19 protein-coding genes are annotated in these 25,935 nt (G+C 64.6%); 13 read left to right on the forward strand and 6 right to left on the reverse strand.

Annotated features, from left to right (window positions below; translation table 11 throughout):
* The first annotated feature begins 239 nt into the window (after positions 1 to 239).
* The 9 genes from ilvD to WGH93_RS03685 all read left to right on the forward strand — a co-directional run bounded on the left by ilvD (position 240) and on the right by WGH93_RS03685 (position 11,479).
* Entirely contained in the window at positions 240 to 1,985 is a 1,746-nt protein-coding gene (gene ilvD, locus WGH93_RS03645; RefSeq protein WP_374763499.1) for a dihydroxy-acid dehydratase, read from the forward strand.
* Between the two features lie 414 nt (positions 1,986 to 2,399).
* On the forward strand, positions 2,400 to 2,759 hold the full coding sequence (locus tag WGH93_RS03650; RefSeq protein WP_374763500.1) for an energy transducer TonB: 360 nt from the start codon (positions 2,400 to 2,402) through the stop codon (positions 2,757 to 2,759).
* A gap of 279 nt (positions 2,760 to 3,038) precedes the next feature.
* Positions 3,039 to 3,572: an RNA polymerase sigma factor gene (locus WGH93_RS03655; protein ID WP_374763501.1), complete on the forward strand. Its 534-nt coding sequence runs from the start codon at positions 3,039 to 3,041 to the stop codon at positions 3,570 to 3,572.
* A 54-nt stretch (positions 3,573 to 3,626) separates the two neighbouring features.
* Complete coding sequence (locus WGH93_RS03660; RefSeq protein WP_374763502.1) at positions 3,627 to 4,811, forward strand: FecR family protein; 1,185 nt, start codon at positions 3,627 to 3,629, stop codon at positions 4,809 to 4,811.
* A 138-nt stretch (positions 4,812 to 4,949) separates the two neighbouring features.
* Positions 4,950 to 8,171 (forward strand): TonB-dependent receptor domain-containing protein, encoded by a 3,222-nt coding sequence (locus WGH93_RS03665; RefSeq protein WP_374763503.1) that lies wholly within the window; start codon positions 4,950 to 4,952, stop codon positions 8,169 to 8,171.
* A gap of 68 nt (positions 8,172 to 8,239) precedes the next feature.
* Positions 8,240 to 8,680, forward strand: a complete 441-nt coding sequence (locus tag WGH93_RS03670; protein ID WP_374763504.1) for a hypothetical protein — start codon at positions 8,240 to 8,242, stop codon at positions 8,678 to 8,680.
* The gene (locus tag WGH93_RS03675) at positions 8,677 to 10,116 is read left to right on the forward strand and encodes a sodium:solute symporter family protein (protein WP_374763505.1); all 1,440 of its coding nucleotides are present in this window, start codon (positions 8,677 to 8,679) and stop codon (positions 10,114 to 10,116) included. Before WGH93_RS03670 ends, WGH93_RS03675 begins: the two co-directional genes overlap by 4 nt.
* Complete coding sequence (locus tag WGH93_RS03680) at positions 10,113 to 10,235, forward strand: hypothetical protein (protein WP_374763506.1); 123 nt, start codon at positions 10,113 to 10,115, stop codon at positions 10,233 to 10,235. The genes WGH93_RS03675 and WGH93_RS03680 overlap by 4 nt, the downstream gene beginning before the upstream one ends.
* Positions 10,229 to 11,479: a Zn-dependent hydrolase gene (locus tag WGH93_RS03685; RefSeq protein WP_374763507.1), complete on the forward strand. Its 1,251-nt coding sequence runs from the start codon at positions 10,229 to 10,231 to the stop codon at positions 11,477 to 11,479. The genes WGH93_RS03680 and WGH93_RS03685 overlap by 7 nt, the downstream gene beginning before the upstream one ends.
* Positions 11,480 to 11,482: 3 nt before the next feature.
* Here WGH93_RS03685 and WGH93_RS03690 read toward each other — a convergent pair whose 3' ends face one another.
* The 4 genes from WGH93_RS03690 to WGH93_RS03705 all read right to left on the reverse strand — a co-directional run bounded on the left by WGH93_RS03690 (position 11,483) and on the right by WGH93_RS03705 (position 17,272).
* Positions 11,483 to 12,700: an FAD-dependent oxidoreductase gene (locus WGH93_RS03690; RefSeq protein WP_374763508.1), complete on the reverse strand. Its 1,218-nt coding sequence runs from the start codon at positions 12,698 to 12,700 to the stop codon at positions 11,483 to 11,485.
* 88 nt (positions 12,701 to 12,788) lie between these two features.
* Positions 12,789 to 15,215, reverse strand: a complete 2,427-nt coding sequence (locus WGH93_RS03695; RefSeq protein ID WP_374763509.1) for a TonB-dependent receptor — start codon at positions 15,213 to 15,215, stop codon at positions 12,789 to 12,791.
* 150 nt (positions 15,216 to 15,365) lie between these two features.
* On the reverse strand, positions 15,366 to 16,547 hold the full coding sequence (nhaA, locus tag WGH93_RS03700; protein ID WP_374763510.1) for a Na+/H+ antiporter NhaA: 1,182 nt from the start codon (positions 16,545 to 16,547) through the stop codon (positions 15,366 to 15,368).
* A gap of 134 nt (positions 16,548 to 16,681) precedes the next feature.
* On the reverse strand, positions 16,682 to 17,272 hold the full coding sequence (locus WGH93_RS03705; RefSeq protein ID WP_374763511.1) for a thymidine kinase: 591 nt from the start codon (positions 17,270 to 17,272) through the stop codon (positions 16,682 to 16,684).
* 147 nt (positions 17,273 to 17,419) lie between these two features.
* Here WGH93_RS03705 and WGH93_RS03710 point away from each other — a divergent pair, with 147 nt between their 5' ends.
* From WGH93_RS03710 to WGH93_RS03725, 4 genes are all read left to right on the forward strand, one after another.
* Positions 17,420 to 18,955, forward strand: a complete 1,536-nt coding sequence (locus WGH93_RS03710; RefSeq protein WP_374763512.1) for an adenosine deaminase family protein — start codon at positions 17,420 to 17,422, stop codon at positions 18,953 to 18,955.
* Between the two features lie 83 nt (positions 18,956 to 19,038).
* Positions 19,039 to 20,685, forward strand: a complete 1,647-nt coding sequence (locus tag WGH93_RS03715) for a SulP family inorganic anion transporter (RefSeq protein ID WP_374763513.1) — start codon at positions 19,039 to 19,041, stop codon at positions 20,683 to 20,685.
* A gap of 98 nt (positions 20,686 to 20,783) precedes the next feature.
* Positions 20,784 to 21,743, forward strand: coding sequence for a deoxyribose-phosphate aldolase (gene deoC, locus WGH93_RS03720; protein WP_374763514.1), 960 nt, complete (start codon positions 20,784 to 20,786; stop codon positions 21,741 to 21,743).
* A 30-nt stretch (positions 21,744 to 21,773) separates the two neighbouring features.
* Positions 21,774 to 24,164 (forward strand): aldehyde dehydrogenase family protein, encoded by a 2,391-nt coding sequence (locus tag WGH93_RS03725; protein WP_374763515.1) that lies wholly within the window; start codon positions 21,774 to 21,776, stop codon positions 24,162 to 24,164.
* A gap of 336 nt (positions 24,165 to 24,500) precedes the next feature.
* Here WGH93_RS03725 and WGH93_RS03730 read toward each other — a convergent pair whose 3' ends face one another.
* Positions 24,501 to 25,322: a purine-nucleoside phosphorylase gene (locus WGH93_RS03730; protein WP_374763516.1), complete on the reverse strand. Its 822-nt coding sequence runs from the start codon at positions 25,320 to 25,322 to the stop codon at positions 24,501 to 24,503.
* 53 nt (positions 25,323 to 25,375) lie between these two features.
* Positions 25,376 to 25,933, reverse strand: a complete 558-nt coding sequence (locus WGH93_RS03735) for a phosphoribosyltransferase (protein ID WP_374763517.1) — start codon at positions 25,931 to 25,933, stop codon at positions 25,376 to 25,378.
* Between the last annotated feature and the right edge of the window lie 2 nt (positions 25,934 to 25,935).

Raw genomic sequence — 25,935 nt, forward strand, 5'->3', positions numbered from 1 at the left:
CTTCGGCTTCTTCGCCCTGATGATGGTGGGCCAGGTGCTGTTCGTGCACTTCATCGTGCCGGAAACAAAGGCCGTCCCACTGGAAGACATGGAAGACACCGTCGGCGGCTTCGACGACCCATAGATCCGGCGCTGGGGAAAATCCGGTTCGATCCGGCTTGCGGTCTGATGACAGGCCGTTACCATCCCGGCGATGTGGCCGCGCGATGGGGCGCGGCCCGGTGCAGGAGAGTACGCCCATGACCGACTCGGATGACAGCTTCGCCGGCAAGCGGTGGGACAAATCCGCCATGCCCAGCCGCCATGTGAGCGTGGGCGCCAAAAGCGCGCCGCACCGGGCATTCTATTATGCCATGGGCATGACGGAGGATGAGATCAACCAGCCTTTCGTGGGCGTGGCCACCTGTTGGAACGAGGCGGCGCCGTGCAATATCTCCCTTTCCCGGCAGGCCAAGGCGGTGAAGGAAGGCGTGGCCGAGGCCAGCGGCACCCCGCGGGAGTTCACCACCATCACCGTCACGGACGGCATCGCCATGGGTCATGCGGGCATGTATGCCTCGCTCCCCAGCCGGGATGTGATCGCGGATTCCGTGGAACTGACCATGCGCGGCCACTGCTATGATGCGCTGGTGGGTGTGGCCGGGTGTGATAAGTCCCTGCCCGGCATGATGATGGCCATGATCCGGCTGGATGTGCCGTCCGTCTTCATCTATGGCGGCTCCATCCTGCCGGGGCGCTACAAGGACAGGGACCTGACCGTTCAGGACGTGTTCGAGGCGGTGGGCCAGCATTCCAGCGGCAAGATCGATGATGACGAACTGCGCGCCATTGAATGTGCCGCCTGCCCGTCCGCCGGGTCCTGCGGTGGTCAGTTCACGGCCAACACCATGGGCTGCGTGTCGGAGGCGATCGGCCTGGCCCTGCCGGGGTCCAGCGGCGCGCCCGCGCCCTATGAAAGCCGGGATGCCTTGTGCGCGGAATCGGGCCGGGCGGTGATGCGCTGTATCGAGCAGGGCATCCGGCCCCGCCAGATCGTGACCCGCAAGGCGCTGGAAAATGCGGCGCGGGTGGTGGCGGCCACCGGCGGGTCCACCAATGCGGGCCTGCACCTGCCCGCCATGGCGAGCGAGGCGGGTATCGATTTCGATTTGAACGATGTCACCCGTATTTTCCGCGAAACCCCCTATATCGCGGACCTGAAGCCCGGCGGGCGCTATGTGGCCAAGGACCTGTTCGAAGTGGGCGGCGTGCGGATCGTCCTCAAGGCGCTGCTGGATGCGGGGCTTTTGCATGGGGACTGTCTGACCGTCACCGGGCGGACTATGGCGGAAAATCTGGAAAATGTGACCTTCCCCACCGATCAGGATGTGGTGCGCCCGGTGTCTGACCCGCTGTCCCCCTGGGGCGGTGTGGTCGGGCTCAGGGGCAATCTGGCGCCGGATGGGGCCATTGTGAAGGTGGCGGGCATGAAGGAACTGCGCTTTACCGGCCCGGCCCGTTGTTTCGAGAGCGAGGAAGACGCCTTTCGTGCCGTCAATGAAGGCCGCTATCAGGCTGGCGATGTGCTGGTGATTCGCGGTGAGGGGCCGAAGGGCGGCCCCGGTATGCGGGAAATGCTGGCCACCACCGCCGCCATTTACGGTCAGGGCATGGGGGACAAGGTGGCCCTGATCACCGATGGCCGTTTTTCCGGCGCCACGCGCGGTTTCTGTATCGGCCATGTGGGGCCGGAATCCGCGGTGGGCGGGCCGATCGGCCTGATCCGGGACGGCGATACCATCATCATCGATGCCGAGGCCGGGACGCTGGCCGTGGATCTGGACGCGGCGGAACTGGAACGGCGCCGCGCGGCATGGACGGCGCCGCCGCCCGCGGCGGGGTCCGGCGCGCTGTGGCGATATGCGGCAACGGTCGGCCCTGCGGTGACGGGCGCGCTGACCCATCCGGGCGCGAACGGCGAGACCGCTGTTTATGGTGATATCTGACCCCGGCGAAAAGGGCGGGGCGGCGCGCCCGGCGGCGTTTTTTTATTGCAAAGATTCCGCCTGATCCGGGCGAAAATAATGCGGATCAGGGCGGAAGCTTTTTGCATTGTGCGGGTTTGACATAATATGTCCCGTGGGCGGGTCCGGCTTGAAAAAACCGGGCTGACAGGCTGGTTGTGCGGCGCACAAAATTTGTCTCGCCACGCGCCCCTTTATTAACTATATCTTCACCAAATTCCGCTAATTCCCCGCTTGACGATCAAGCCGTGAGGTTGAAGCGGACAGTTTTGTGTTCGCCGCCCCAGGTGGGCGGCTTGACCGGGAATCGCACAGGCTGAGGCCGCCTTTCCCGGATGCGCCCTTGGCGCTTCTCAAAAATAGACGCGACAGACTCCAGACAAGGACGATCAAAAAATGAAATCGATTGCAAAAATGGTTGCCCTGGTGGCGATCACGGCAGCTTCTGTGCTGGCGGCACCCACGGCCCAGGCGAATATGAAAGACTGGGCCCAGATGGTCATGAAGAAAGTGGCCAAGGAACAGCGTTATCCTCGCTCCGCGCTGATGCGGGAAGTGGAGGGCCGCGCCAAGGTTCGCCTTAGCGTGACCAAGGATGGCACCATTGCCGGCTTCGAACTGACGGAGCCCACCGGCTCCGCCATTCTGGACCGGGAAGTGGAACGGCTGATGGAGCGTCTGTCCCCGCTGCCGGACCTGCCCGGTGGCAATGAACAGATCAGCTTCACCCTGCCGCTGGTCTGGACGCTTAGCTGATCATTCCGGCCCGGTTTCCTCCTGACTTCCCAAGCGTATAAAGTGCCGGGTTCTGGTCTGGGCGTCCCCTTGTCGGGGGCGCCCTTTTTCGTGTCCGCGCCCTGTGCGGGGGCGGCTTGTTCGCGGGCCGAACGGGCAGGCCATCAAAAAAGCGTGTTTTGCCAGGTACCCGATGGGGTGGCAGGATTCGTCTGATGTGGTAACGGCCCGTCGGGCCCGGTTTTCAATCGGGGCAGGCTGGCGGGCAAATCCGGGGCCGGGATGATGGCGGAACGGGGCTTGAACGGCGACCCTTGGGTCGCGCGCGGCGGTACGACGATGGTGCGGGTTTTTCTGGACCAGCAATCCAGCCTGCGCGCCCAGTTGATGCGGCGGCTCGGCAATCAGGATGATGTGCTGGATGTGTTGCAGGATCTGTTCATCAAGCTGTCCGAACTTGGCGATGCGGACCATATCAATGATCCGGTGCATTATCTCCGGCGCAGCGCGCACAATCTGGCGGTCGATCGCCTGAGGGAGCGCACACGCCAGAAGCCTGTGATTTCCGGCGCCGATGGGGAAGCCCATCTTGCCAATCTGCCAAGCAGTGCGGCCACGCCGGAACGGGTGGCGGATCAGCGGCAGCGCCTGGCCGCGATGCGCGCCGCGCTGGACGATCTGCCCAGGGATTGCCGGGATGCCTTTCTGCTCAGTCGTCGGGACGGCCTGACCTATGCCGAGATCGGGGCACGCCTTGGCGTGTCGGCCAATATGGTCAAGAAACATCTGACCCGCGCGCTGGCCCATTTGCGGGGCGCCCTTGCGCGCGGTTGAGGGAGTGAACCAGAGATGACTGGCCGACCAGGGATGACTGGCCGAAACGGTGCAGTGAAACAGCAGCGTCGCCTGCGCGAGGAGGCCGCCTATTGGTGCGTGACCATGGCGGACCCTGCCGTGACCCGGCTGACCAAGGCGCGTTTCGCGGAATGGATCACCCGGTCGCCCGCGCATTTGCGGGAATATGCCGCCACGGAATCCCTGTGGGAGGAAACCGCCCGCCAGGGGGAGGCGCTTGACCCGGAGAACCGCGTTGTACCACTGTTTCCGGGCCGTGCCCTGGCGACCCCCGGTGTACGCCGGGCCGCTGCGTTTCGGGGCATGGTGAAAGGCGTTCTGCGGGCCGGGTCGCGTCGCCCGGCGGCGGGCCTTGCGGGCGCCGCGGCGCTGGTGCTGCTACTGGTTGGTAGCCTGCTTCTGAACACCCCCACGCCGCTTACCGAAACCAATGGCACCTATGACACCGTGCGGGGTGAAACCCGTGTGATCAGCCTGGCGGACGGATCGGTGCTGCATCTGAACACGGCCAGTCGGGTGCGCGTGGCCTTCGAGCCGGAGCAGCGGAGCGTGCGGCTGGATCACGGTCAGGCTTATTTCAAGGTGGCCAAGGATGCCGAGCGCCCCTTTGTGGTGCAGGTGGATGACCGTCAGGTGCGCGCCGTGGGCACCGCCTTTGACGTGAAAGCCTTTGATGCGGACATGACCGTCACCGTGGTGGAAGGGGAAGTGCTGGTCAGTGACCCCGGCGCCGAAGCGGAGACGGATAAGGGCGGCGATGATCGGCCAGTCCGCCCGGTGGAAGCCGACAGTCCGGCAACCGGGGCGGGCAGGCAGGTGATCGATCCGGTGAATGTGGTGGGATGGTCCACCAGCCTGAAGGCCAATGAGCGGCTGGTGGTGGCACGCAACGCGCCGATCCCGCGGGCCAGGCCCACACGGGTTCAGGCTCATCAGGAAACCGCCTGGCGCCAGAACATGCTGATTTTCTCCAAGGACCGGCTGGCCCGCGTGGTGGCGGATTTCAACCGTTATAACCGCACGCGTCTGCTGCTGCCCGATGATCGCATCGGCGATCTGAAGGTCAGTGGCACCTTTGACCCGCGAGACCCGCGCACCTTCGCACGCACCATCGCCACCGCTGCCGGGCTGTCGGTCAGCCGCGGCCCCGGCGGGCATATCGTACTCAGGCCCGGCCCCGAAATGCTGACGGGCAGCAGGGCGAACACGGGAATGTGATCGTTTTTTTTGCGGTGCATGGTACCCGATCAATCGATCCGTTCGTCTGTATTTTTGTAAAGCAATAAAAATGCGGCCGATTGCGACAGAAAATGTCAATCCGGCCGTGCCAACAGAAACCCGATTGGGAGGACGCCCATGCGTTTCAACCGTACCGTTTCCGCGCTGGCGATCAGCACCGCGCTGGCCAGCACGCCACTGAAGGCGGAGGATACCACCGCCATCGCTTTCGAAATCGCGCCCCAACCCGTCAATGAAGCCCTGCAACAGTTCGCCGAGCAGAGCGGCTTTCAGATGGCTTTTCTGGCTGACAGCGCCAGCGGCCTGACCGCCAGGGGGCTGGAAGGCAGCTATACCCCGGCGGAAGCCATGCGCTCCCTGCTGGACGGTACCGGGCTTGCCTTCCGTCAGATCGATGGCCGCACCATCGCCATCATGCGCAAGGATTCCAAGCTGGAGGAAAGCGGCCTGAGCCAGCGGCCTCAGTTTGCCTCCGCGGACCCCATGGCGGCGAGCCCCGTGGCTGCGGCCCAGGCCGGCGTGCAGGCGGCTGGCGCGGCATCGGGCGCTGATGAGGAAGACGCATTCACGATGGAGGCGATCGTGGTTACCGGGTCGCGCATTCAGCGCACCGGCGCCACCACCCCCACCCCCGTGACCATGCTGGACGCGGAAACCCTGTCGCTGAACGGGGATACCCGGCTGGCGGACACGCTGAACCAGCTCCCGGCACTGGGCGCCACCCAGACCGATGCCAACACCAACTTCAATCCGCAGGAAGCGGGCACCAACTTCCTCGATCTGCGTCGTCTCGGCATTGACCGCACGCTGGTGCTGGTGGACGGTCGGCGCCATGTGGGCAGCCGCCCCGGTTCCGCCGCGGTGGATACCAACACCATCCCCAACGCGCTGGTGGAGCGGGTTGAGGTGATCACCGGTGGCGCCTCCGCCGTTTACGGTGCGGATGCCGTATCCGGCGTGGTCAACATCATCATGAAGGATGATTTCGAGGGCCTGAAGGTGGATGCCCAGACCGGCATTACGGACGAGGGCGACGGCGAATCCTACCAGCTCTCGCTGACCGGCGGCATGAACTTTGACGACAAGCGCGGCAACGTGTTTTTCAACGCCACCTATGACCGCACGGAAGACATTGTGGGCTCCGATCGCGGCTGGCGGATGCAGAAGCTGCGCTTTGCGCCCAACCCGGCTGACACAGGCCCCAATGACGGTATTCCCGGTCAGATCCTGTTCGGCGATACGGGCTTTATCTCCACCCCGCCCGGTGGCCGCGTGATCGGCCAGGGTGGGCAGCTTTTCGAAGGCGCGGGTGGCCCGTTCACCTTTGACGGCCAGGGCAATCTGATTTCCCAGAATCTGGGCGAGCTGCCGGCATCCTTCCTGTCCTCCGGTGGGGATACGGCGGACCTTGCGCAGTTCGACCTGCTGCAGGTGCCGGTGGAGCGCCTGATCGTTTCCGGCGGTGTGACCTATCAGGTGAGCGACAGCGTGGACTTCTTCGCCCGCGCCAAGTTCGCCAACACGCAAAGCTCCACCTTCGGTCAGCCCACCTTCAGCCTGCCGAGCGTCGAGCCCATGCTGATTCAGGCGGACAACCCCTTTGTGCCGCAGGAACTCCGGGACGTGCTCGCCGCCAATGGGGAAGACGCCTTCTTCGTGGGCCGGACCAATGTGGACCAGGGCGCTGCCCGGTCCAGGTCGGATCGTGACACGGTGCAGATCTATACCGGCTTTGAAGGGGACATCAGTTCCAATCTGGACTTCGCCGTGCACTATCAATATGGCCGGTCGGACAACAGCACCGAGTTCATCAACGCCCAGGTGCCGAGCCGTTTCCAGCAGGCGCTGAATGCCGTGGAAGACCCGGATACGGGCGAGATCGTCTGTGCCGATCCGTCCGGGGGCTGTGTGCCGCTGAACGTGCTGGGCCGCAATGCCGCCACGCCTGAGGCGATCGCCTTCACCCATGCCGACTTCCTGACCTTTGGTGAGGTTGAGCAGCATGTGGTGAACGGGACGGTTTCCGGCGACACATCGGGCTCTTTCGAGCCGCTGGCGGGCCCGGTGGGCTTTGCCGCCGGTTTCGAATACCGCGATGAAAGCGCCGAGACGGAAGAAGGCTTCCTGCGCAATACCGGGAATGTATTCTCCTCGCCCCCCATTGGCGATGTGAACGGTTCCTTTGACGTTTGGGAAGCCTTTGCCGAGGTGAGCGTGCCGATCGTGCGCGATGCCGCCTTCGCCGAAGAGATCAATCTGGAAGGCGCGATCCGTTTCGGTGACTATTCCACCATCGGCTCCACCACCGCGTGGAAGGTAAGCGGCGACTGGGCCCTTAATTCCAGCATCCGTTTCCGCGGTGCCTTCTCCGTTGCCGTGCGGGCGCCCAATATCGGGGAACTGTTCGGCCCGACGGACGTGGAAAACCTGTTCCTGGAAGATCCGTGTGATACGGACAATCTGGATTCCGGCAGCGGCAATCGCCGGGACAACTGCGCAGCCCTTGGCCTGCCGGCGGACTTCCAGAGCCAGTCCCTCAACCGGACCAACACGGTGGTTACCGGCGGCAACCCGGACCTGAGCGAGGAAGAGGCCGACACCATCACCATCGGCGCGGTGTTGACGCCCAGCTTCCTGCCGGGCCTGACCCTGTCCGTGGACTATTGGGATATCGAGATCACGGACGCGATCAACAGCTTCCCGGCGCAGGCGCTGGTGCGTAACTGCGTGGACGCGGATACCATCAACAACCCGTTCTGTGATCAGATCACCCGCCAGTCCAACGGCAATTTCGACGTGATCGAAAGCCGCCTGATCAATGTGGCCGCCTTTGAAGCCGCGGGTATCGACTTCGATGCCAGCTACTTCGTGGACATGGAAAGCGCCACGGACGGCAGCGTGCCCGGCGAGCTGGATATCAGCCTGGTGGGCAACTGGGTGGACAAGCTGGCCTTCTTCAGCCAGGAGGAAGGCGCACCGGATCGTGAAGCCGGTGAGCTTGGCGACCCGGACTTCCAGGCCAATCTGCGGGCAACCTACAGCCTGGAAAAGTGGACCTTCAGCGTTGAGGAACGCTACATGGCCAGCCAGCGGTTCGACCTGGGCGAAAGCCTTGAGGCACGGGACCCGAACTCGGCGGGCGACCAGTGGTACACGGATATCCATGTGCGCTACAATCTGGGTGAACAATCCCATGTGTGGTTCGGCGTGGACAACCTGTTCGACAACAACCCGCCGCGGATCGCCCGTATCCCGGAAATCCGCAGCTTTACGGGTGACAGCACGCAGTTCGATCAAGTGGGCCGCTTCTTCAGCATCGGCACCAGCCTGACGTTCTGATGCAGGTTTGCCGTGGCAAACCGGCCCTTTGGGGCCGTGGGCTCCGCCTTCTTCGGAAGGCGGGGCTCTTGCTATGGCTGGCACCCGTGGCCCTTGCCCCTTTGGGGGGGCAGGGCGCGCTGCTGGCCCTGGATGCGGCGGATGATCCATTCGAGATCGAGACCAGCGGCCTGACCGCCGGCTATGCCAAGGTGAGCTGGCGGGCGGATGGCCCGGTGCGGCTGCAATTGGATCGGGGCAGCGGTTTCAGCACCGTGTATGAAGGCCCCGACGATGCCCGCACCTTCAGCGGCCTGCCGGACGGCACTTATCGCGTGCGGTTGATGACTCCTGCGAACGGCGAATGGTCCGCGCCGCGATCCTTTACCGTGTCGCATCACAGTCCGGGCCGGGCCTTTACCTTTTTCGGTGTGGGGGCGGCTGTCTTTGCCGCGCTGATCGTCCTGATGGTTCTCGGCCTCAGGCGTGACCGGAATCACGGAGACCGGAATCAGGGAGCGCCTTCATGAATGACAGTGTTCTGCCCGCCGGGGTGGCCTGGGGCATCATCGCCCTGTTTTCCGCCGTCTGGATTTTCGTTGGCTGGTGGCTGGGCCGCAAGAATGACAGCCTGGATGATTACATGCTCGCCGGGCGCAAGGTGGGCATGGGCTTCGCCGTGGCGACCGCCATGGCCACATGGGTGACCAGCAACACCACCATGGCGGCCCCCCAGCTTGCCTTCCAACTGGGGCTATGGGGCATGGCGGGCTATTCGCTCGGCGCCCTGGGGCTGGTGCTGTTCGCGCCGCTGGCCGGGCGCATCCGCCGCCTGATGCCCCATGGCTATACCAGTGGGGATTTCATCCGCCTGCGATATGGCAACACGGCCTGGCGCGTGTTTCTGGCCATTTCGCTGTTTTACGCGGTGGGCTGGATGATTTCGCTGGGCATGGCGGGCGGCATCCTGATCGAGGCGCTGTCCGGCATTCCCTATGTGATGGGCATGACGGTGATTGTCACCATCTGCACCATATATACGGTTTTCGGCGGGCTGAAGGCGGTGATTGGCACTGATTTCGTGCAGACCGTCATCATCCTTGTGGGGCTGGTGTTGCTGGCCGTTCTGGTGGTGGACCGGGTGGGCTTCGAGCCCATGCACGCCGCGCTTGAGGCCGAGCGGCCCGAACTGCTGAACGTGATGTTCCCGGCGGCGATCATGTTTCTGTTCAACAATCTGCTTTTTGGCGTTGGGGAAATATTTCATTCCAATGTGTGGTGGTCACGCGCCTTTGCCTTTGCCGAGGGTGTGGGCGTGAAAGCCTATGCGCTTGCCGGGCTGCTGTGGCTGCCCATTCCGGTGGTGGCCGGTTTCGTGGCGCTGGCCGCGCCGGTGCTGGGCGTGAATGTGCCGAGCGCCGACATGGTGGGGCCGCTGATCGCCAGCGAGCTGTTCGGCATGGCGGGCGCGGTAGTGGTGTTCATCGTGATTTTCGCCGCCCTGGCTTCCAGCCTTGATTCCATCCTCGCCGCCACCAGCGACCTGATCGTCGAGGACATCTACAAGCGCCATATCAATCCCGCCGCCAGCCATGCCAATATGCGCAAGGCGGCGGTGTGGATCATCCTTGGCCTGGGGCTGGCCACCTGGGCGGTCAGCCTGCCGCGCCTTGGCACGCTGGGCGCGCTGCTGCATTTCACCGGCGCCTTTGTGGCCAGCACCATCTTCCCCATCACGGTGGGGCTGCTGTTCCGTCGGGGCACCGGTCGCCATGCCACGCTTGCCATGGTGCTGGGCACGGGGCTCGGCCTGGTGGGGTATCATGTGGTCGGGTTCTATGTGGCCGCGCTGGTGTCGGCGGCGGTGTCGGCGACGGTGATGATATCCGCCCTGTTCAGCCCGGCCCGGTTCGATTTTGCCAGCCTCGCCCATGGCGGGGAAACGGAAGAAGGGGAAATGACATGATGATCTCCGCCTTTGCATTGAAGGCGCTGGTGATCCCGGCCATCGGCCTGGCCGCCGCGGCGCCGGTCATCCTGATCTGGCTGGTCTGGCGGGATAGCAAGGGAGGCCGCCTGTGGTAACGCCCCTGACCATCAATATGGCCCGCCTGAAGCGGGACATGGAAGCCTTTGGCCGCATCGGCCATGACCCGGAGACCGGCGGGTTGCAGCGCACCGGCTATTCCGCCGCGGACATGGAAGCCCGCCGCGCCTTTCTGGCGCTGCTGCAGGACGAGGGCTTTAGCGCCCGCATGGACAGCGTGGGCAATGTGATTGGCCGCTTCGGGCCGGACGACGCGCCCACCGTGATGATGGGCAGCCACCTGGACAGCGTGCCCGCCGGTGGCATGTTTGACGGTGCGCTGGGCGCGCTGGCCGGGGTGGAGGTGCTGCGCACGCTCAAGGAAGCGGGGGGCGATCTGCCCTATGCCGTGGAAGTGGTGGGCACGGCGGAGGAAGAAGGCCGTTTTGGTGGTATGCTGGGGGCGGAGGCGATCACCGGCACGGTGGACCCCACCTGGTATGATACCGCCACGGACAGCGCCGGCATCCGCCTTCAGGATGCCATGCGGGAAGCCGGGGTTCAGCCGGAAAAGCTGGCTGAGGCGGCCCGCGCGCCCGAAGAATTGCGCGCCTTTCTGGAAATTCACGTCGAGCAGGGCCCGGTGCTGGAGGCCGAGGGCCTGCCCGTTGGCGTGGTGGAAGGCATTTCAGGCTGCTTCAACTGGCATCTGCGCCTTGAGGGGGAGGCCGACCACAGCGGCACCACCCCCATGGAAATGCGCCGGGATGCCGCCGTTGGCGCGGCGGAGGTGATCGCCGGGATCGACGCGTTGATTGCCGGGCATGGCACGGATCAAAGCCGGGTTACGGTGGGCCAACTGGATCTGTCCCCCAATTTCCCCCACACCGTGGCGGGGCGCGCGGATTTCACCGTCATTGGCCGGGACATGACCGCAAAGGCCATGGACAGCCTGGAAACGGGCCTGCGCGGTCTGGTGGAACGGGTGGCCGGGGGGCGCGGGCTCACCCCCACGATCACGGAGAAAAGCCGCCTTGAACCCGCCGCGTGCAGCCCGTCGGTGATCGCGGCCCTTTGTGACAGCGCCCGCGCGCACGGGCTTGCCTATCGCAGCATGCCGTGCGGCGCTGGCCATGACGCCCAGACCATGACCCGCCTGACCGAAGCGGGGCTGGTGTTCGTGCCCAGCGTGCGCGGCATCAGCCACAGCCCCGCCGAGTGGACCGACTGGGACGACATCGAAAAAGGCACCAATGTGTTGCTGGGCGCGGTTCACGCCTTTGCCAGCGGCGCCATGGACTGAGGCTTATTGCACCTGCCGCTGCTGCCGTTCCGGCTTGCTGGCCAGCGAGAAGCGATCCATGGGCCGGGCATCGCCGTTCACAAGGTCCGCCATATGGCGGCCCACTGCCGGGCCGTGCTTGAAGCCATGGCCGCTGCCGCCACCGGCGAGCCATACATTGTCCAGGCCGGGATGTTGGTCCAGGATGAAGTCCCCATTGGCGCTGTTGGCATATTGACAGACGCGGCTTTCCCAAAGGGGCCGGTCTTTCAGCATCGGGAAGCGCCGGGCCAGAAAGGCGCGGGCGTCCCGCTCGCCTTCCTCGCCGGGGCGCCGGTCGGCGGTGTCCGGGTCCATCGGCGCGCCGTGGGTATCGTTGGCCACCTTGAAGCCGCGCCCCTCCACGCTGGGCAGGCCGTAAAAGGGCAGGTCCGCCCAGACCGGCAGGTCGCCCGTGTCGGTGCGGCTGGCGGCGAAGGTAAACACTTCCTGCCGGGTGACGAACAGCCGCCCGCCCAGTGCGTCCGGGCAGACCTTGTGCAGCCAGGGGCCGCAGGCCATGACCATATGATCCGCCTCCAGCCGCTCGCCTTCAGTGGTGACGAGCGCGGCAAGACGGCGACCGCGCCTGTCCGCCTGCGGCAGCGGGGCCACGCGGGCCTGCACCAGATGGCCACCATCGGCGATGAACAGCCGGGCCAGTGTCTGCACGGCGCGGCGCGCCATCAGGCCGCCTGCTTCCGGCTCCAGCAAGGCGGCTTCATCGGCGGCCACCCGCATGACCGGATAGCGACGGGCCAGCGCTTTTGCGCCCAGTTGCTCATGGGCGATGCCGTGACGGGACAGGGTTTCCCGCGTGGTGGCGGCGAAGCTGTCATCGGCGCGGTGCAGCCACAGCACGCCCATGGGGTGGAACAGGGGCAGCCGGGCCTTTGCGCTTAAGGCCGCCCAGTCTCGCCGGGCGCGGCAGGCCCATCGGGTGTACAGGTCGATGTCGCCATAGCCACAGCGGGTCACGCGGGTTTCACCACCGCTGGATGCGGCGCTGTTGGCGGGGCCGAAGGCATCCACCACGGTCACGCGGTGCCCCCGTTCCCGGAGCTTCACGGCGGTCCAGAGCCCGAATACCCCGGCGCCCACCACCACCGTGTCGGCGCGCGGCGCGGCGGCGAGCGGGGTCAGCGGCAGCCCCGCCAGGGCGCTGAAGGCGCCGACGGTTTTCAGAAAATGACGGCGATGCATGGCCTTCTCCCGATAAACAGGGGGGAGGGGCACCACATGGCACCCCTCCCCGGTTCGGCTGGTCTGTTGCGGGATCGTGGACGGGGCCCTAGAAGTCCGTCCTTACCCGGATGCCGATGGTGCGGGGTTCGTTGGTGCGGAAGCCCAGACGGGCCCGGCCACCGCGCTCCCGGTCAAAGGACAGGTTGGCGTTTTCGTCGAACAGATTGTTGACGAAGGCCATGACCTCCCATTGTCCCTGATAGACACCGGCATTGAAGTTGACGATCTGATAGCTGTCCAGTTCCAGGTCCAGCGTGGTGGTGGCATCCGCCGGGGCACCCAGAAAGGGAAGGCCGTGTACGAAGGTGCCCGCGCCGTCCACCTGGTCGCTCGGCTGGGTGAAGCGGGAGCCCACATGCTGGACGCTGGCGGAGATGAAGGCGTTCAGGCCGGTTTTCTCGTCCAGCGGAAAGTCATAGGAGCCGCTGGCGGAGAACTGGAACTCCGGCACGGAGGCAAGTCGGTTGCCGTCTTCCACCCCGCCCAGCACGGCGCCCGTGCTGTCCCGAACGGTACTGTCGAACTCGCTTTCCAGCACGCTGCCGGACAGGGCCAGTTGCAGGCCGTCAATGGGCCGGGATTTCAATTCGGCCTCAAGCCCCGCCGTGTGAGCTTCGGGCACGTTGAAGGAAATCCGCGAGGAGCAGGAGCCCGCGTCCAGCGTCACCTGAAGGTTGGAAATGTCGGTATAGAAGGCGGCGGCGTTGAAGCTCAGCTTCTTGCCCTGCACCTTCACGCCCGCTTCATAGTTCCACAGGGTCTCATCCTCGTAATCCTGAAAATCGCCGAAGATTTCCAGGTCCTGTGCGTTGCACAGCGCCGTGTTCAGCGGGTCGTTCACGCCGCCGAGCCGGAAGCCCTTGGATGCCTGCGCGTTCACCGTCACCGTGTCCGACACATCATAAGAGGCGATGAAGCGCGGTGTGAAGCCGTCGGACTGGGTGGTGTCCACCTGGTCCACCACGCCGTTGCCGAACAGGCCCACCTGGGTCACGGAGCGCTCTTCCTCGAAATCATAATAGCGCCCGCCCACGGTCAGGTGCAGCCGTTCGGTCACGTCATAGGTGGCCTCGCCGAAAAAGGCGATCTGTTCCAGATCATAGGGAAGCTGTGACCAGAAGGGGCTGTCCGGCGGGGCCACGCCCATGCGGGTCGCCTCCGCCGTGCCTTCGCCCAGCACCTGATCGGTGACGGCGTCATAGCCGGGCGTGGGCAGCTCCTGCTGGTAGAAGCGTTCCGTGTCCGCATAAAAGGCGCCGACGATCCAGTCCAGCGGGCCGGTGCCATTGCTGGCCAGCCGCACTTCCTGGGTGAACTGCTCCACTTCGGTGGTGTCCCGCAGGTTGGACGGGATGCTGACCGCCTCGTCCGGGAAGCCCAGATCCACCGACACGCTACCGGTCAGCGCGCTGGCATCCCGGCTGGCCAGAATGTCCCGATCCGTATAGCTGGTCACGCTGGTCAGGTCCACGGCGCCGAAGGTGGCTTCCACGGTCAGATCGGCGATCAAGGTCTCGTCCTTGAAGGCTTCCCGCAGCAACAGGAACTGCTGGCGCTCGTCAAAGGTGATCGGCGGCACTTCCGTGGTGAACGGGTTGGCGAAGAGGTTGAACTCCTCCTGCCGGTTGAAGCCGTTCATGTCGATTTCCTGATAGATGATGCGCGGCGTGATGGACAGGTTCTCATTGGGCTGCAAAAGCAGGGCGGCGCGCCCGCCGGTGCGGCTGCCATCGTTCACATCCTTGTCGATGGAACGGTCCTCGCGGATGGCATCGATGAAACCGGCATATTCGGTGTGATAGGCCACCACGCGCAGGGCGGCCATATCGTCGGCCACCGGCACATTGACCATGCCCTTGAGCGACCCGCCCTCGCTGCCGCCGTCAACCGTGTTCAGGCTGCCTTGAACCGAGCCTTCCATTTCGTTGAGCTTGGGCTGGTTGGTGATATAGCGCACCGTGCCGCCAATGGAGCCGGAGCCGAACAGCGTGCCCTGCGGCCCGCGCAGGGTTTCCACCCGGTTCAGGTCAAACAGGTCCAGATCCGGCGTGAACAGGGACAGCGAGATCACGCTTTCATCCAGATAGACCCCCACCTGTTCCTTCACGCCCGGCTGGTCGCGGACGATCTGCCCGGCGGATACGCCGCGAATGGCCACCTGGCTCTGGCCGGGGCCGAGGTTCTGAATGGTCAGCCCGGCCACATTGCGGGCCACGTCTTCCAGATTGCGCGCGCCGGAACGCTGAATATCCGCCTGGGTCTGGGCGTTCACCGAAAAGGGCACATCCTTCAGGGAACTTTCGCGCTTGGTGGCGGTGACGGTGATTTCCTCCAGTGTGAAGTCGGACGTTGCGGGCGCCGCGTCGCTGTCGGCGCTCTGGCCCAGCACGGCGGCGGGCGCGGAAATGGACAATGCCGCCAGCGAAGCCGACGCGAGCAGAGCCCTGTGGCGTTTGGTCCTAAGAGTGTTCATGGTATCCCTCCCGATATAACCCACCCGGCCAAACAGGTTTTTCTTGATTGGCGCCGGATTGAGAAGGAAATTATTAACTATAAACAAGGGCCGGAAAAGGAACATTCTTTTCCGGCCCGTCGCTTTTCGCCGTGACGTGGCTGTTTTGCATCACCCTTCCGCGCGGTCGGGCAGGGTGAATTTCAGCACAAGGAAACCCAGCAGCGCCGAGGCCACGGACCCCACCAGCACGCCCAACCGCACCTGATTGAGCATTTCGGGTGTGTCGAAGGCCAGTGTGCCGATGAACAGGCTCATGGTGAAGCCGATCCCGGTCAGGCAGGCCAGCCCGTAAAGATGGGGCCAGCGGGTTCCGGCGGGCAGGGCGCCGAGCCCGGTCAGGCGCACCAGCGCCACCATCGCCATCACGCCGATCTGCTTGCCCGCGAACAGGCCCAGCGCAATGCCAAGGGGCACCGGCTTGGCCAGGTCCGCCAGGGCCACGCCGTCAAAGGACACGCCCGCATTGGCGAAGCCGAATATGGGCACCACCATGAAGGCGACCCAGGGATGCAGGGCGTGCTCCGCCCTGTGCAGGGGGGAGCCGGCGGCATCTTCCCGCGGGCCAAGGGGTATGGTGAAAGCCACCAGCACGCCCGCCAGCGTGGCGTGCACGCCCGATTTGACCACCAGGGCCCAGATCACCACGCCGGTCAGCACATAGGGCGCCAGTTTCAGCACGTTCAGCCGGTTCAGGCCGATCAGGACGGCGATTCCGATACCCGCCCCGATCAGCATTCCCAGCGACAGATTATCCGTATAGAACAGGGCGATGATGACAATGGCGCCCAGGTCGTCAATGATGGCGATGGCCAGCAGCAGGATCTTCAGTGTGGCGGGAACCCGTGGCCCCAGCAGGGCCAGAATGCCCAGCGCAAAGGCGATGTCCGTGGCGGCGGGAATGGCCCAGCCATCCAGCGTGGCGCCCCCCTGCCAGTTCAGCGCGGCATAGATCAGGGCCGGCCCGGCCATACCGCCAAGGGCGGCGAGCGCAGGCAGGGCGGAGCTTTCCACGCTGGACAGTTCCCCTTGCAGAACCTCACGCTTGACTTCCAGCCCCACCAGAAAGAAGAACACCGCCATCAGGCCGTCATTGATCCACAACAGCAGCGGCTTGGCGAGCGCGAAGGTGCCGACCTGGATGATCATCGGCGTTTCCAGAAGCCTGTCATACCAGCCCGCCAGCGGCGAATTGCTGGCGATCAGCGCGGCCAGCGCGGCGAAAATCAGGATCAGCCCGGCGGCCACCTCAAGCCGGATAAAGTCCTGAATGCGGGCCATGATCGCGGACATAACGGATTCCTCCATGCTGATCGGGTGATGCCGAAAGACGGCCAGGGGCAGCGCATGTTCCGCTTCTTACGGGTGCGGGGAACCGCATCCGTCATCCCGGTTGCATATGGCCGAGCCTGCGCCCGAAGGCGGTTTCATGCAAGGGTGGGCCCGAACATCTTTTCCATATAGTGCTTGCGGCACAGCGCGATATAGCGGTCATTGCCGCCGATCTCCACGGAATCGCCTTCGCGCACCGCATGGCCGTTTTCATCGATGCGCAGATTCATGGTGGCCTTGGCGCCGCAGGTGCAGATGGTTTTCAGTTCCTGCATTTCGTCCGCCAGCGCCAGCAGCCATTGGCTGCCTTCGAACAGATTGGCCTGAAAGTCCGTGCGCAGGCCATAGCACAGCACCGGCACTTTCAGCCGATCCGCCACGGCAGCAAGCTGGAACACCTGATCCCGGTCCAGGAACTGGGCTTCATCCACCAGCACGCAGTGCAGGGGACGGCGGGTCAGCTCCGTGCTGACCGTGGTGAACAGGTTGGTTCCCGCCGCAAAGGTGTCGGCGCGGGATGTCAGCCCGATGCGGCTGGAAATGGTGGCATGGCCGGTGCGGTCGTCTATGGCGGCGGTGAACAACATTGTGTTCATGCCCCGTTCCTGATAGTTGAAACTGGATTGCAACAGGGTGGTTGTCTTGCCCGCATTCATGGCGGAATAATAGAAATAAAGCTTGGCCATGGGGCTCCATCCGGGTTGCCTGAAGCTGGGGTGCGCACCGCCGTTCGACCGGGCCGGGCGTTTGGCGGGAAAGACTATTGCCTCTGGCCGGGACAGGCAAGGCGTGATCATGACGGATGGGCGAACCGGCGGGTGAAGGGGGCTTTGATGACGGATATCATGAACAGGATCAAACACTTCGGGGTCGTGATTGGCGCCGGGCTGGTGCTGGCGGGCTGCATTGTGGACATTGGCGACACCGGGCCGCGCGCTGGCGGCGGCGAACGCCACGCTCCGCCGCAGGCCGGGGTGGTGCAGCAGGCCAGCGGCGATGAAAGGGGCGGCGACGCGGCGCAAAGCCCGGTGGCGCGGGCGTTCGAGCAGGCCAGGACAAACGGCCCGGCGCTGCGCCGCTTTCTGGAAGCCTTCCCCAAGGGCGGCGACCTGCACAATCACCTGACCGGCGCGGTCTATGCGGAAAGCTGGTTGGACTGGGCGGCGGAAGATGGCCTGTGCGTGAACCCGGACGGCCCGGCCATCGTGGATGCGGCGGAGGAAAGCTGCGCCGATCGCGGCTGGGTGGATGCCCGCGAGGCGCGGCTGGACGAAGACCTGCGCCGCCGCCTGATCAACGGCCTGTCCCTGCGTTCCTTTAAGCCGGAAAACGGCTGGTCCGGCCATGACCAGTTTTTTGTCACCTTTTCCCGGATGCTGGCCCGCAATGACCGGTTCGGGGACATGCTCACCAATGTGAGCCGCCGCGCCGCCTGGCAGAACATTCCCTATCTGGAGCTCATGCACACCCTGATCCTGGGGGAGCTGTTTCCGCTGGTGGGCGGCGTGGAGCTGACCGGCGACCCGGCGCGGGATTATCGCCTGTTGATGGACAGCCCTTTCGGCGCGCGGGTGGACGATCTGGCGGCGGACATTTCCCGGCGGCTGGACGGGGCGTTCGCCCGCCGGGCGGAGCAGCTTCAGTGCGGTGGCAATGACCCGCTGCCCGGCTGCGACGTGACCATCCGCCTGCAACATCAGGTGATCCGGGAATTTTCCCCGGCCATGGTCTATGCGCAAATTATTCTGGGCTGGCATGTGATGGAGCGGGACGCGCGCTTTGTGGGGCTCAATCTGGTGGCGCCGGAAGATGGCTATATCGCGCTTCGGGACTATACCCGGCACATGCGCATGATCGACCATCTGTATGCCACGCGCGGCCAGCAGAACATCGCCCTTCATGCCGGGGAGCTGACCCTTGGTCTGGTGCGCCCGCGGAACCTGCGTTTCCATATCCGTCAGGCGATCGAGATTGGCCATGCCCGCCGCATCGGTCACGGCATCGACATCGCCCATGAGCGGGACAGCGGCGACCTGCTGGCCCGCATGGTGCGGGACGGCATCGCGGTGGAAATCAATCTGACCAGCAATGATGTGATTCTGGGCGTGACCGGGCGGGATCATCCGTTCGGGCTGTATCGCCGCCACGGCGTGCCCCTGACGCTTTCCACGGACGACGAGGGCGTGAGCCGGATCGACCTGACCCATGAATATCAGCGCGCGGTGGAGACCTTCGATCTTGATTATCAGGCCCTGAAGCGGCTGTCGCGCAATGCCATCCGGCACAGTTTTCTGGACCCCGCCGACCGGGCGGCCCTGATGGAAAGGCTTGACTCCCGCCTGAACTCCTTTGAACAGTCCTTCCGCTGACAGGGTGGCCGGGCGCGGTCCCGGCCACGGCTTTTTCAGGGCTTTTCGGGGCCTTTTCCTTTTTTCAGGGGACGATCTCACCCATGACTGACAAGACCGGCGACCCGCTTGGCGGCACTGCTCCGGCTCCCAGCCAGATGGCGGCGGAACTGAATGCGGGTTTCGCGTTCTTCCTCGATTGCGTGGTCAATCTGTTCGTGCTGGCGGGTGTGCTGGGGGGCGGATTCGATTTCCCCGACGAGGTGCTGTTCGGCAAGGTGATTCCCGGCTCCATCATGGGGATCGTGGTGGGGAACGTGCTATACGCGGCCTATACCCGCCGCGTGGTGCGCCAGACCGGCAATCATAACCATACCAGCATCCCGCTGGGCATTGATCTGCCGTCCGTGTTCGCCATGTCCGCCTTTGTCATCGGCCCGGCCTATGTGTCCAACATCGGCGAGATGGGCGAGACCGGGGCGGCCACGCTGGCCTGGCAACTGGGTATGGCCGCGGCGCTCTGGATGGGCGTGATCAAGGTGGGGTTGTCCTTTGTCGGAACGCTGGTTCAAAAAGGGCTGCCACAGGCGGCGCTGATCGGTGCCATGGCCGGGATCGCCACCGTCTATCTGGGGGCGGAGGCCATTTTCGGCATTTTCGATCTGCCGGAAGTGGGCGTGTTTTCCCTGATGATCATGGCCTATGCCCTGATCGCGGGCCATCGGCTGCCGGGCAACATGCCGGGGGCCATCATCGCCATCGTGGCGGGGACGGTGCTGTATTATGTGCTGGCCCTTGCCGGGGCGGGGGATGGCTATGTGATCAATGCCGCGCCCGATATCGTGCCCGCCGTGCCGCTGCCCACCCTGGCCGGGGTGATGGCCATGGGTGGGCCGGTGCTCAATCATCTGGGGCTGATACTGCCCTTTGCCCTGCTGATCGCCGCCAGCAGCGTGAACATCGTGTCCGGCGCGCGTCTGTCGGGGGATACCTATAATGCCGGGCGCGTGGTGCAGATCGATGCCGTGGCCACCATCGCATCGGGCCTGTTCGGCGGCGTGGTGCAGACCACGCCCTATTTCGGCCACGCCACCTACAAGCGGATGGGCGCACGCAGTGCCTATGCGCTGGGCGTGGTGGCCCTTGTGGGCGTTGGCGGCTTTCTGGGGCTGATCGCCTTCGCCTCCAAGATGATCCCGGATGCGGCGCTCAAACCCATTCTGGTGGTGGTGGCCAGTGATATCATCCGGCTGGCCTTTGCCAGCGCCGATGCGCGCCATGCCCCTGCCGTGCTGTTTACCCTGGTGCCCGCCATTCTCAACTATACCGCGCTGAAGGTGGATGAACTGTACAGCAAACTGTCCACCAGCGTGGCGCAGGGCCTGTCCGATCAGTGGCGGGACAGCTATTTCCTGTTTTCCGCCCTGTCCAAGGGCTATGTGCTGACCAGTCTGATCTGGGGGTCCATGCTTGTCTGGATCATAGACGGGCGCCTGCGCGCGGCGGCTTTGGCCGCCTTTGCCGCCAGCGCCTTTACCCTGTTTGGCGTGATCCATTCCGTGTTACCCTCCAGCGGCATGTACATGCCCTGGGCCATCCCGGATGCGGCCAGCGACCCGGTTCTGGCGCACCGTCTGGCGGCGGGCTATGCCATTGCCGGGCTGATGCTGCTGGCGTTTGCCGGTATGCGCCGCGTGCAGGGGTTGACCGTCTACCAGCCCGACGGCGAAAAGGATTCAGAGATTTCTTGACCAATCAGTCAAGATTTGTCTTTGTATGGCATCCGCCGGAGTCGCCCCCCATGCGGGGCCACGGGCGGATCGGACGGCAATGATGGAAAGACGGGCATATGGCATCTGAGGGTTTCGTCAATCAGGGCACGGCCTTTCACGCCGATTGGGTGGAAGCGATCCGGGTCAACAAAAGCGCGGTGGAGCGGCGCACCGGGTCTCTGCCGGGGCGGCGATCCGTGAAGAAGGACAGCCAGATCGCCTATATGATCAAGGCGATCCAGTGCATGGACCTGACCACCCTGTCCGGCGATGACACGCCGGGCCGGGTGCAGCGCCTGTGCGCCAAGGCCCGCCAGCCCGTGCGCCCGGATATTCTGGCCGCGTTCGATCTGGGGGATATGGCGCTCACCACCGGGGCGGTCTGCGTTTATCATGAAATGGTCCCCGTGGCGGTCAGGGCGCTGGAAGGAACCGATATTCCCGTGGCCGCCGTGTCCACCGGCTTTCCGGCCGGGCTGGCGCCGGTGGAAACCCGGATGGAGGAAATCCGCCGATCCGTCGCCGCGGGTGCGCGGGAAATCGATATTGTGGTCACCCGCGCCCATGTGCTGAACGGCAACTGGCAGGCGCTGTATGACGAGGTGAAAGCCTTCAAGGAGGCGTGCGGCGCCGCCCATATGAAGACCATCCTCGCCACCGGGGAACATGGCAATCTGGCACAGGTGGCCAAGGCTTCCATGACCGCCATGATGGCGGGCTCCGATTTCATCAAGACTTCCACCGGCATGGAGGGGGTCAATGCCACCCTGCCGGTGTCGCTGGTCATGGTGCGTCAGATTCGCGCCTTTGAGGATGCCACCGGCATCAAGGTAGGCTTCAAGCCCGCCGGGGGCATTCGCAAGGCCAAGGATGCGGTCACCTATCTGACCCTGATGCGGGAAGAACTGGGGCGCCCCTGGCAGGAGCCGGAGCTGTTCCGCTTCGGGGCATCCGGCCTGCTGGGCGACCTGGAACGGCAACTGGAATACCATGCCTTTGGCGGCTATTCGGCGGCGCACCGCCACGCAATGGCCTGATGTGCGCTTGGCTTTAAGGGGATCGAAAGCATGACGGTGGCAGACAAATTGAAAAGCATGGATTACGCGCCCGCCGGGGAAAGCCGCGCACGGGCGGATGAATGGCTGGACGGGCACAACAGGCGCTTCGGCCTGTTTATCGGCGGCGCCTTTGCGATGCCGGAAAAGGCGGGGACCATGCCGTCCTATGCCCCGGCAAGCGGGGAAAAGCTGGCGGATATCACCATTGCCGGCAAGGCGGACGTGGCCGATGCGGTGGCCGCCGCCCGCGCGGCGCAGGGCAAGTGGCTTGCGCTCGGCGGCCATGGCCGGGCGCGCTTTCTGTATGCGCTGGCCCGGCTGGTGCAGAAACACAGCCGCCTGCTGGCGGTGCTGGAAAGCCTTGATAATGGCAAGCCGATCCGCGAAAGCCGGGATCTGGATATACCGCTGGTGGCACGGCACTTTTACCACCATGCGGGCTGGGCCCAACTGCTGGATGAAACCTTCCCGGATCATGAGCCCGTGGGCGTGGCGGGGCAGGTGATCCCGTGGAATTTTCCGCTGCTGATGCTGGCCTGGAAGATCGCCCCGGCGCTGGCGGCGGGCAATACGGTGGTGCTGAAGCCTGCCGAATTCACCTCGCTGACGGCGCTGAAATTCGCTGAATTGTGCCAGGAAGCGGGGTTGCCCGACGGCGTGGTCAACATCATCACCGGCGCCGGGGATACGGGCGCCGCGCTGGTAAAGGCGGAAGTGGACAAGGTGGCCTTCACCGGTTCCACCGAAGTGGGCCGCATCATCCGCCGCCAGATCGCGGGCAGCGGCAAGGCGCTGACGCTGGAGCTGGGCGGCAAGTCCCCTTATGTGGTGTTTGAGGATGCGGACATTGACGGCGCCGTGGAAGGGCTGGTGGATGCCATCTGGTTCAACCAGGGGCAGGTGTGCTGCGCGGGCTCCCGCCTGCTGGTGCAGGAAGGCATCGCGGACAGCTTCATCACCCGCCTGAAGCGGCGCATGGAAAGCCTGCGGGTGGGCGACAGCCTGGACAAGTGCGTGGATGTGGGCGCCATTGTGGACCCGGTGCAGAAAGAGCGCATCGAAAGCCTGGTGGCGCAGGGCAAAAAGGAAGGCGCCGAAATCTGGCACGCCCCATGCCCCATGCCCGACAAGGGCGTGTTTTATCCGCCCACGCTGGTCACCGGCGCGGCGGGGGACAATGTGCTGAACCGGGAAGAGGTTTTCGGCCCGGTCCTGACGGCGCAGACCTTCCGCACCCAGGCCGAGGGCGTGAAGCTGGCCAATAACAGCCGGTACGGTCTGGCCGCCAGTGTATGGTCGGAAAGCCTGTCGCGGGCGCTGGAAGTGGCACCGGCCCTGAAGGCAGGGGTTGTCTGGGTCAATGGCACCAACTTTTTCGACGGCGCCGTGGGCTTTGGCGGCTACCGGGAATCCGGCTTTGGCCGCGAAGGCGGCAAGGAAGGCATGGCCGCCTATCTGAAACCGAAGGCGGACAGAACCTGCAAGGCCCTGAAGGCGATCCCGCATCCCGCATCCATCAGCCCGGCAAAGGGCGGCGCGGGCCTGCCGGGTATCGACCGCACCGCCAAGCTGTATATCGGCGGCAAGCAGGCGCGGCCCGATGGCGGCAATGCCATTGTCATCGCCGACCCCAAGGGCGCGGAAGTGGGCCTTGTGGGGGACGGCAACCGCAAGGACATCCGCAACGCCGTTGAGGCCGCCGAGGGCGCCAGCGGCTGGGCCGCCACCACCGCCCATAACCGGGCGCAGATACTGTACTACATGGCGGAGAATCTGGGCGTGCGGGCGGCGGAGTTTGCCGCGCGGCTCGGCAAGGTGGCGGGCACCACGGCCAAGGCCGCCGAGGCCGAGGTGGAGGCATCCATGGATCGGCTGTTCACTGCCGCCGCCTGGGCGGACAAGCTGGACGGCGCGGTGCATTCACCCCCCATGCGCGGCGTGGCGCTTGCCATGAACGAGCCGGTGGGCGTGATCGGCATTGCCTGTCCCGATGAAAAGCCGCTTCTGGCCTTTGTCAGCCTGATGGCTCATGCCATCGCCGCGGGCAATCGCACGGTGATCCTGCCCAGCAACCGCTATCCGCTGCTGGCGACGGACTTTTACCAGATTCTGGAAACCAGCGATCTGCCGGGCGGGGTGGTGAACATCGTGACCGGGGACGTGGACGCGCTGGCGCTGGATTTGGCGAAACACCTGGCGGTGGATGGCCTGTGGCACTTTGGCGGCAAGGAGACCGGCGCGGCGATCGAGGCGGCCTCCGCCGACAATATGAAGCGTACCTGGCTGGCACTGGGAAAGGCCCATGACTGGATGGACCCTCGCCAGACCGCAGGCCGCGCCGTGCTGGACCATGCCATCGAGGTGAAGAATATCTGGGTGCCCTACGGCGACCAGAACTAAAAGGCTATCCGCAAGCCCGGCGCCACCCCCGCGCCCCGTTTGCACCAACGTTGCCCCTACCGCCATCCCGCCACTGCGCGGGATGAGCGGAGGCCACGACCGTGGCCCGCCGCAAGTGCGGCGCCCTCGCGGAGCCGGGCCGCGCAAGCGGCCAAGGCGTGAGCGGCAAATACCCGCACCGACGTTGCCTCTACCGCCATCCCGCCACTGCGCGGGATGAGCGGAGGCCACGACCGTGGCCCGCCGCCAGTGCGGCGCCCTCGCGGAGCCGGGCCGCGCAAGCGGCCAAGGCGTGAGCGGCAAACACCCCGCACGCAAAGCGTGCGGGGTGTGAAATCAACCCACTTTTTTCACAAACGCTTTCAGCAGCTTTTCAAGATGAACGGCGGCCTTGGCGCCATATTCCATGGTTTCGTCATGGGTCAGCTCGTTGCCGGTCATGCCCGCGGCATAATTGGTGATGGAGGCCACCCCCGCCACCTTCATGCCCGCATGGCGCGCGGCCAGGCATTCGGGCACGGTGGACATGCCTACCGCGTTGGCGCCCAGCGTGCGGAAGGCGCGGATTTCCGCCGGGGTTTCGAAATTCGGCCCCTTGGCTTGCAGATAGACCCCTTCATGCAGCGTGATGCCCTCCGCCTCGGCGCAGGCTTTCATGGTGGCGAGCAGGTCCGGGTCCCAGGCATTGGTCATGTCGGCGAAGCGCGGGCCGATGCGGTCGTCATTAGGGCCCACCAGCGGGTTGACGCCGGAGAAATTGATATGATCGGAAATGGCCATCAGGCTGCCGGGCCCGGCAGCTTCATCCAGACTGCCGGATGCGTTGGTGAGCACCAGTGTTTTCACGCCCAGCGCCCATAGTACGCGCACGCCGAAAACCAGCTTGTCTTCGCTGTGGCCTTCATAGGCATGAGCCCGGCCCTGCATGAAGATCACCGGCGATCCGTCCAGCGTGCCGATCACCATGCGGCCCGAATGGCCGTGCACGGTGGGTTGGGGGAAGCCGGGCAGCTCGTCATACCGGATGATGGTGGTGTCTTCCAGCGCGTCCGCCAGGGCATTGAGGCCGGACCCCAGCACCATGGCAAGCCCCGGCACCGGGCCGCTGACTTTCTGGCGGATGATGTCGGCGCAGGCCTGATAATCTTCAAAGCTCATGATCGTTCCCCGTTCGGTGTTTCGCTCGCTCTGGCCCTTATGGCGGTATCCGCTCAGGACTTGATGTCGGGCAGGTCCAGCCCCTTGTGTTCGCGGATTTCATCGCGGCTCAGGTCCGCCAGCTCATGGGGGAAGACCAGCCAGTCATCGGTTTCGTGGCAATAGAAATCCGGTGTCAGGTCGGTCACATTGCGCTGTGGTTTATAATAGACCGTGGCGATCTTGATGATGTCCGGCGTGTTGCGGCGACACTTTTTCCTGAGCCGGTCTATGATGGCGCGAATGGAGCGGCCAGAGTCGAATACGTCATCCACGATCAACAGGCTGTCTTCGGCGTTGATATTGTTGACGATATATTCCAGCCCGTGGACTTTGACTTCTTTTTGCTGCTGCATCCCGATATAGCTGGATGTGCGAATCGCGATATGGTCCGACTTGACGCCGTAATATTCCAGAATTTCCTGCACCGCGATGCCGGTGGGCGTGCCGCCGCGCCAGACGCCGACGATAAATTCCGGCTGAAAGCCGCTTTCCAGTATCTTCAGCCCCAGCTTGAAGGAATCGCTCAACAGCTCTTCCGCCGTGACATAGGTTTTTACCACTTCGGCCATGT

The sequence above is a fragment of the Yunchengibacter salinarum genome, from assembly GCF_037658235.1.
In the GTDB taxonomy this organism is placed as follows: Bacteria; Pseudomonadota; Alphaproteobacteria; order Sphingomonadales; family Kordiimonadaceae; genus Yunchengibacter; species Yunchengibacter salinarum.

Bases quoted from the DNA above. Each gene is read 5' to 3' on its own strand.
- WGH93_RS03715 (WP_374763513.1), top strand. From the start codon at position 19,039: ATGACTGACAAGACCGGCGACCCGCTTGGCGGCACTGCTCCGGCTCCC.
- WGH93_RS03680 (WP_374763506.1), top strand. From the start codon at position 10,113: ATGATGATCTCCGCCTTTGCATTGAAGGCGCTGGTGATCCCGGCCATC.
- WGH93_RS03730 (WP_374763516.1), bottom strand. From the start codon at position 25,322: ATGAGCTTTGAAGATTATCAGGCCTGCGCCGACATCATCCGCCAGAAA.
- WGH93_RS03695 (WP_374763509.1), bottom strand. From the start codon at position 15,215: ATGAACACTCTTAGGACCAAACGCCACAGGGCTCTGCTCGCGTCGGCT.
- WGH93_RS03735 (WP_374763517.1), bottom strand. From the start codon at position 25,933: ATGGCCGAAGTGGTAAAAACCTATGTCACGGCGGAAGAGCTGTTGAGC.
- WGH93_RS03725 (WP_374763515.1), top strand. From the start codon at position 21,774: ATGACGGTGGCAGACAAATTGAAAAGCATGGATTACGCGCCCGCCGGG.
- ilvD (WP_374763499.1), top strand. From the start codon at position 240: ATGACCGACTCGGATGACAGCTTCGCCGGCAAGCGGTGGGACAAATCC.
- WGH93_RS03650 (WP_374763500.1), top strand. From the start codon at position 2,400: ATGAAATCGATTGCAAAAATGGTTGCCCTGGTGGCGATCACGGCAGCT.
- WGH93_RS03690 (WP_374763508.1), bottom strand. From the start codon at position 12,700: ATGCATCGCCGTCATTTTCTGAAAACCGTCGGCGCCTTCAGCGCCCTG.
- nhaA (WP_374763510.1), bottom strand. From the start codon at position 16,547: ATGTCCGCGATCATGGCCCGCATTCAGGACTTTATCCGGCTTGAGGTG.
- deoC (WP_374763514.1), top strand. From the start codon at position 20,784: ATGGCATCTGAGGGTTTCGTCAATCAGGGCACGGCCTTTCACGCCGAT.
- WGH93_RS03675 (WP_374763505.1), top strand. From the start codon at position 8,677: ATGAATGACAGTGTTCTGCCCGCCGGGGTGGCCTGGGGCATCATCGCC.
- WGH93_RS03705 (WP_374763511.1), bottom strand. From the start codon at position 17,272: ATGGCCAAGCTTTATTTCTATTATTCCGCCATGAATGCGGGCAAGACA.
- WGH93_RS03665 (WP_374763503.1), top strand. From the start codon at position 4,950: ATGCGTTTCAACCGTACCGTTTCCGCGCTGGCGATCAGCACCGCGCTG.
- WGH93_RS03710 (WP_374763512.1), top strand. From the start codon at position 17,420: ATGACGGATATCATGAACAGGATCAAACACTTCGGGGTCGTGATTGGC.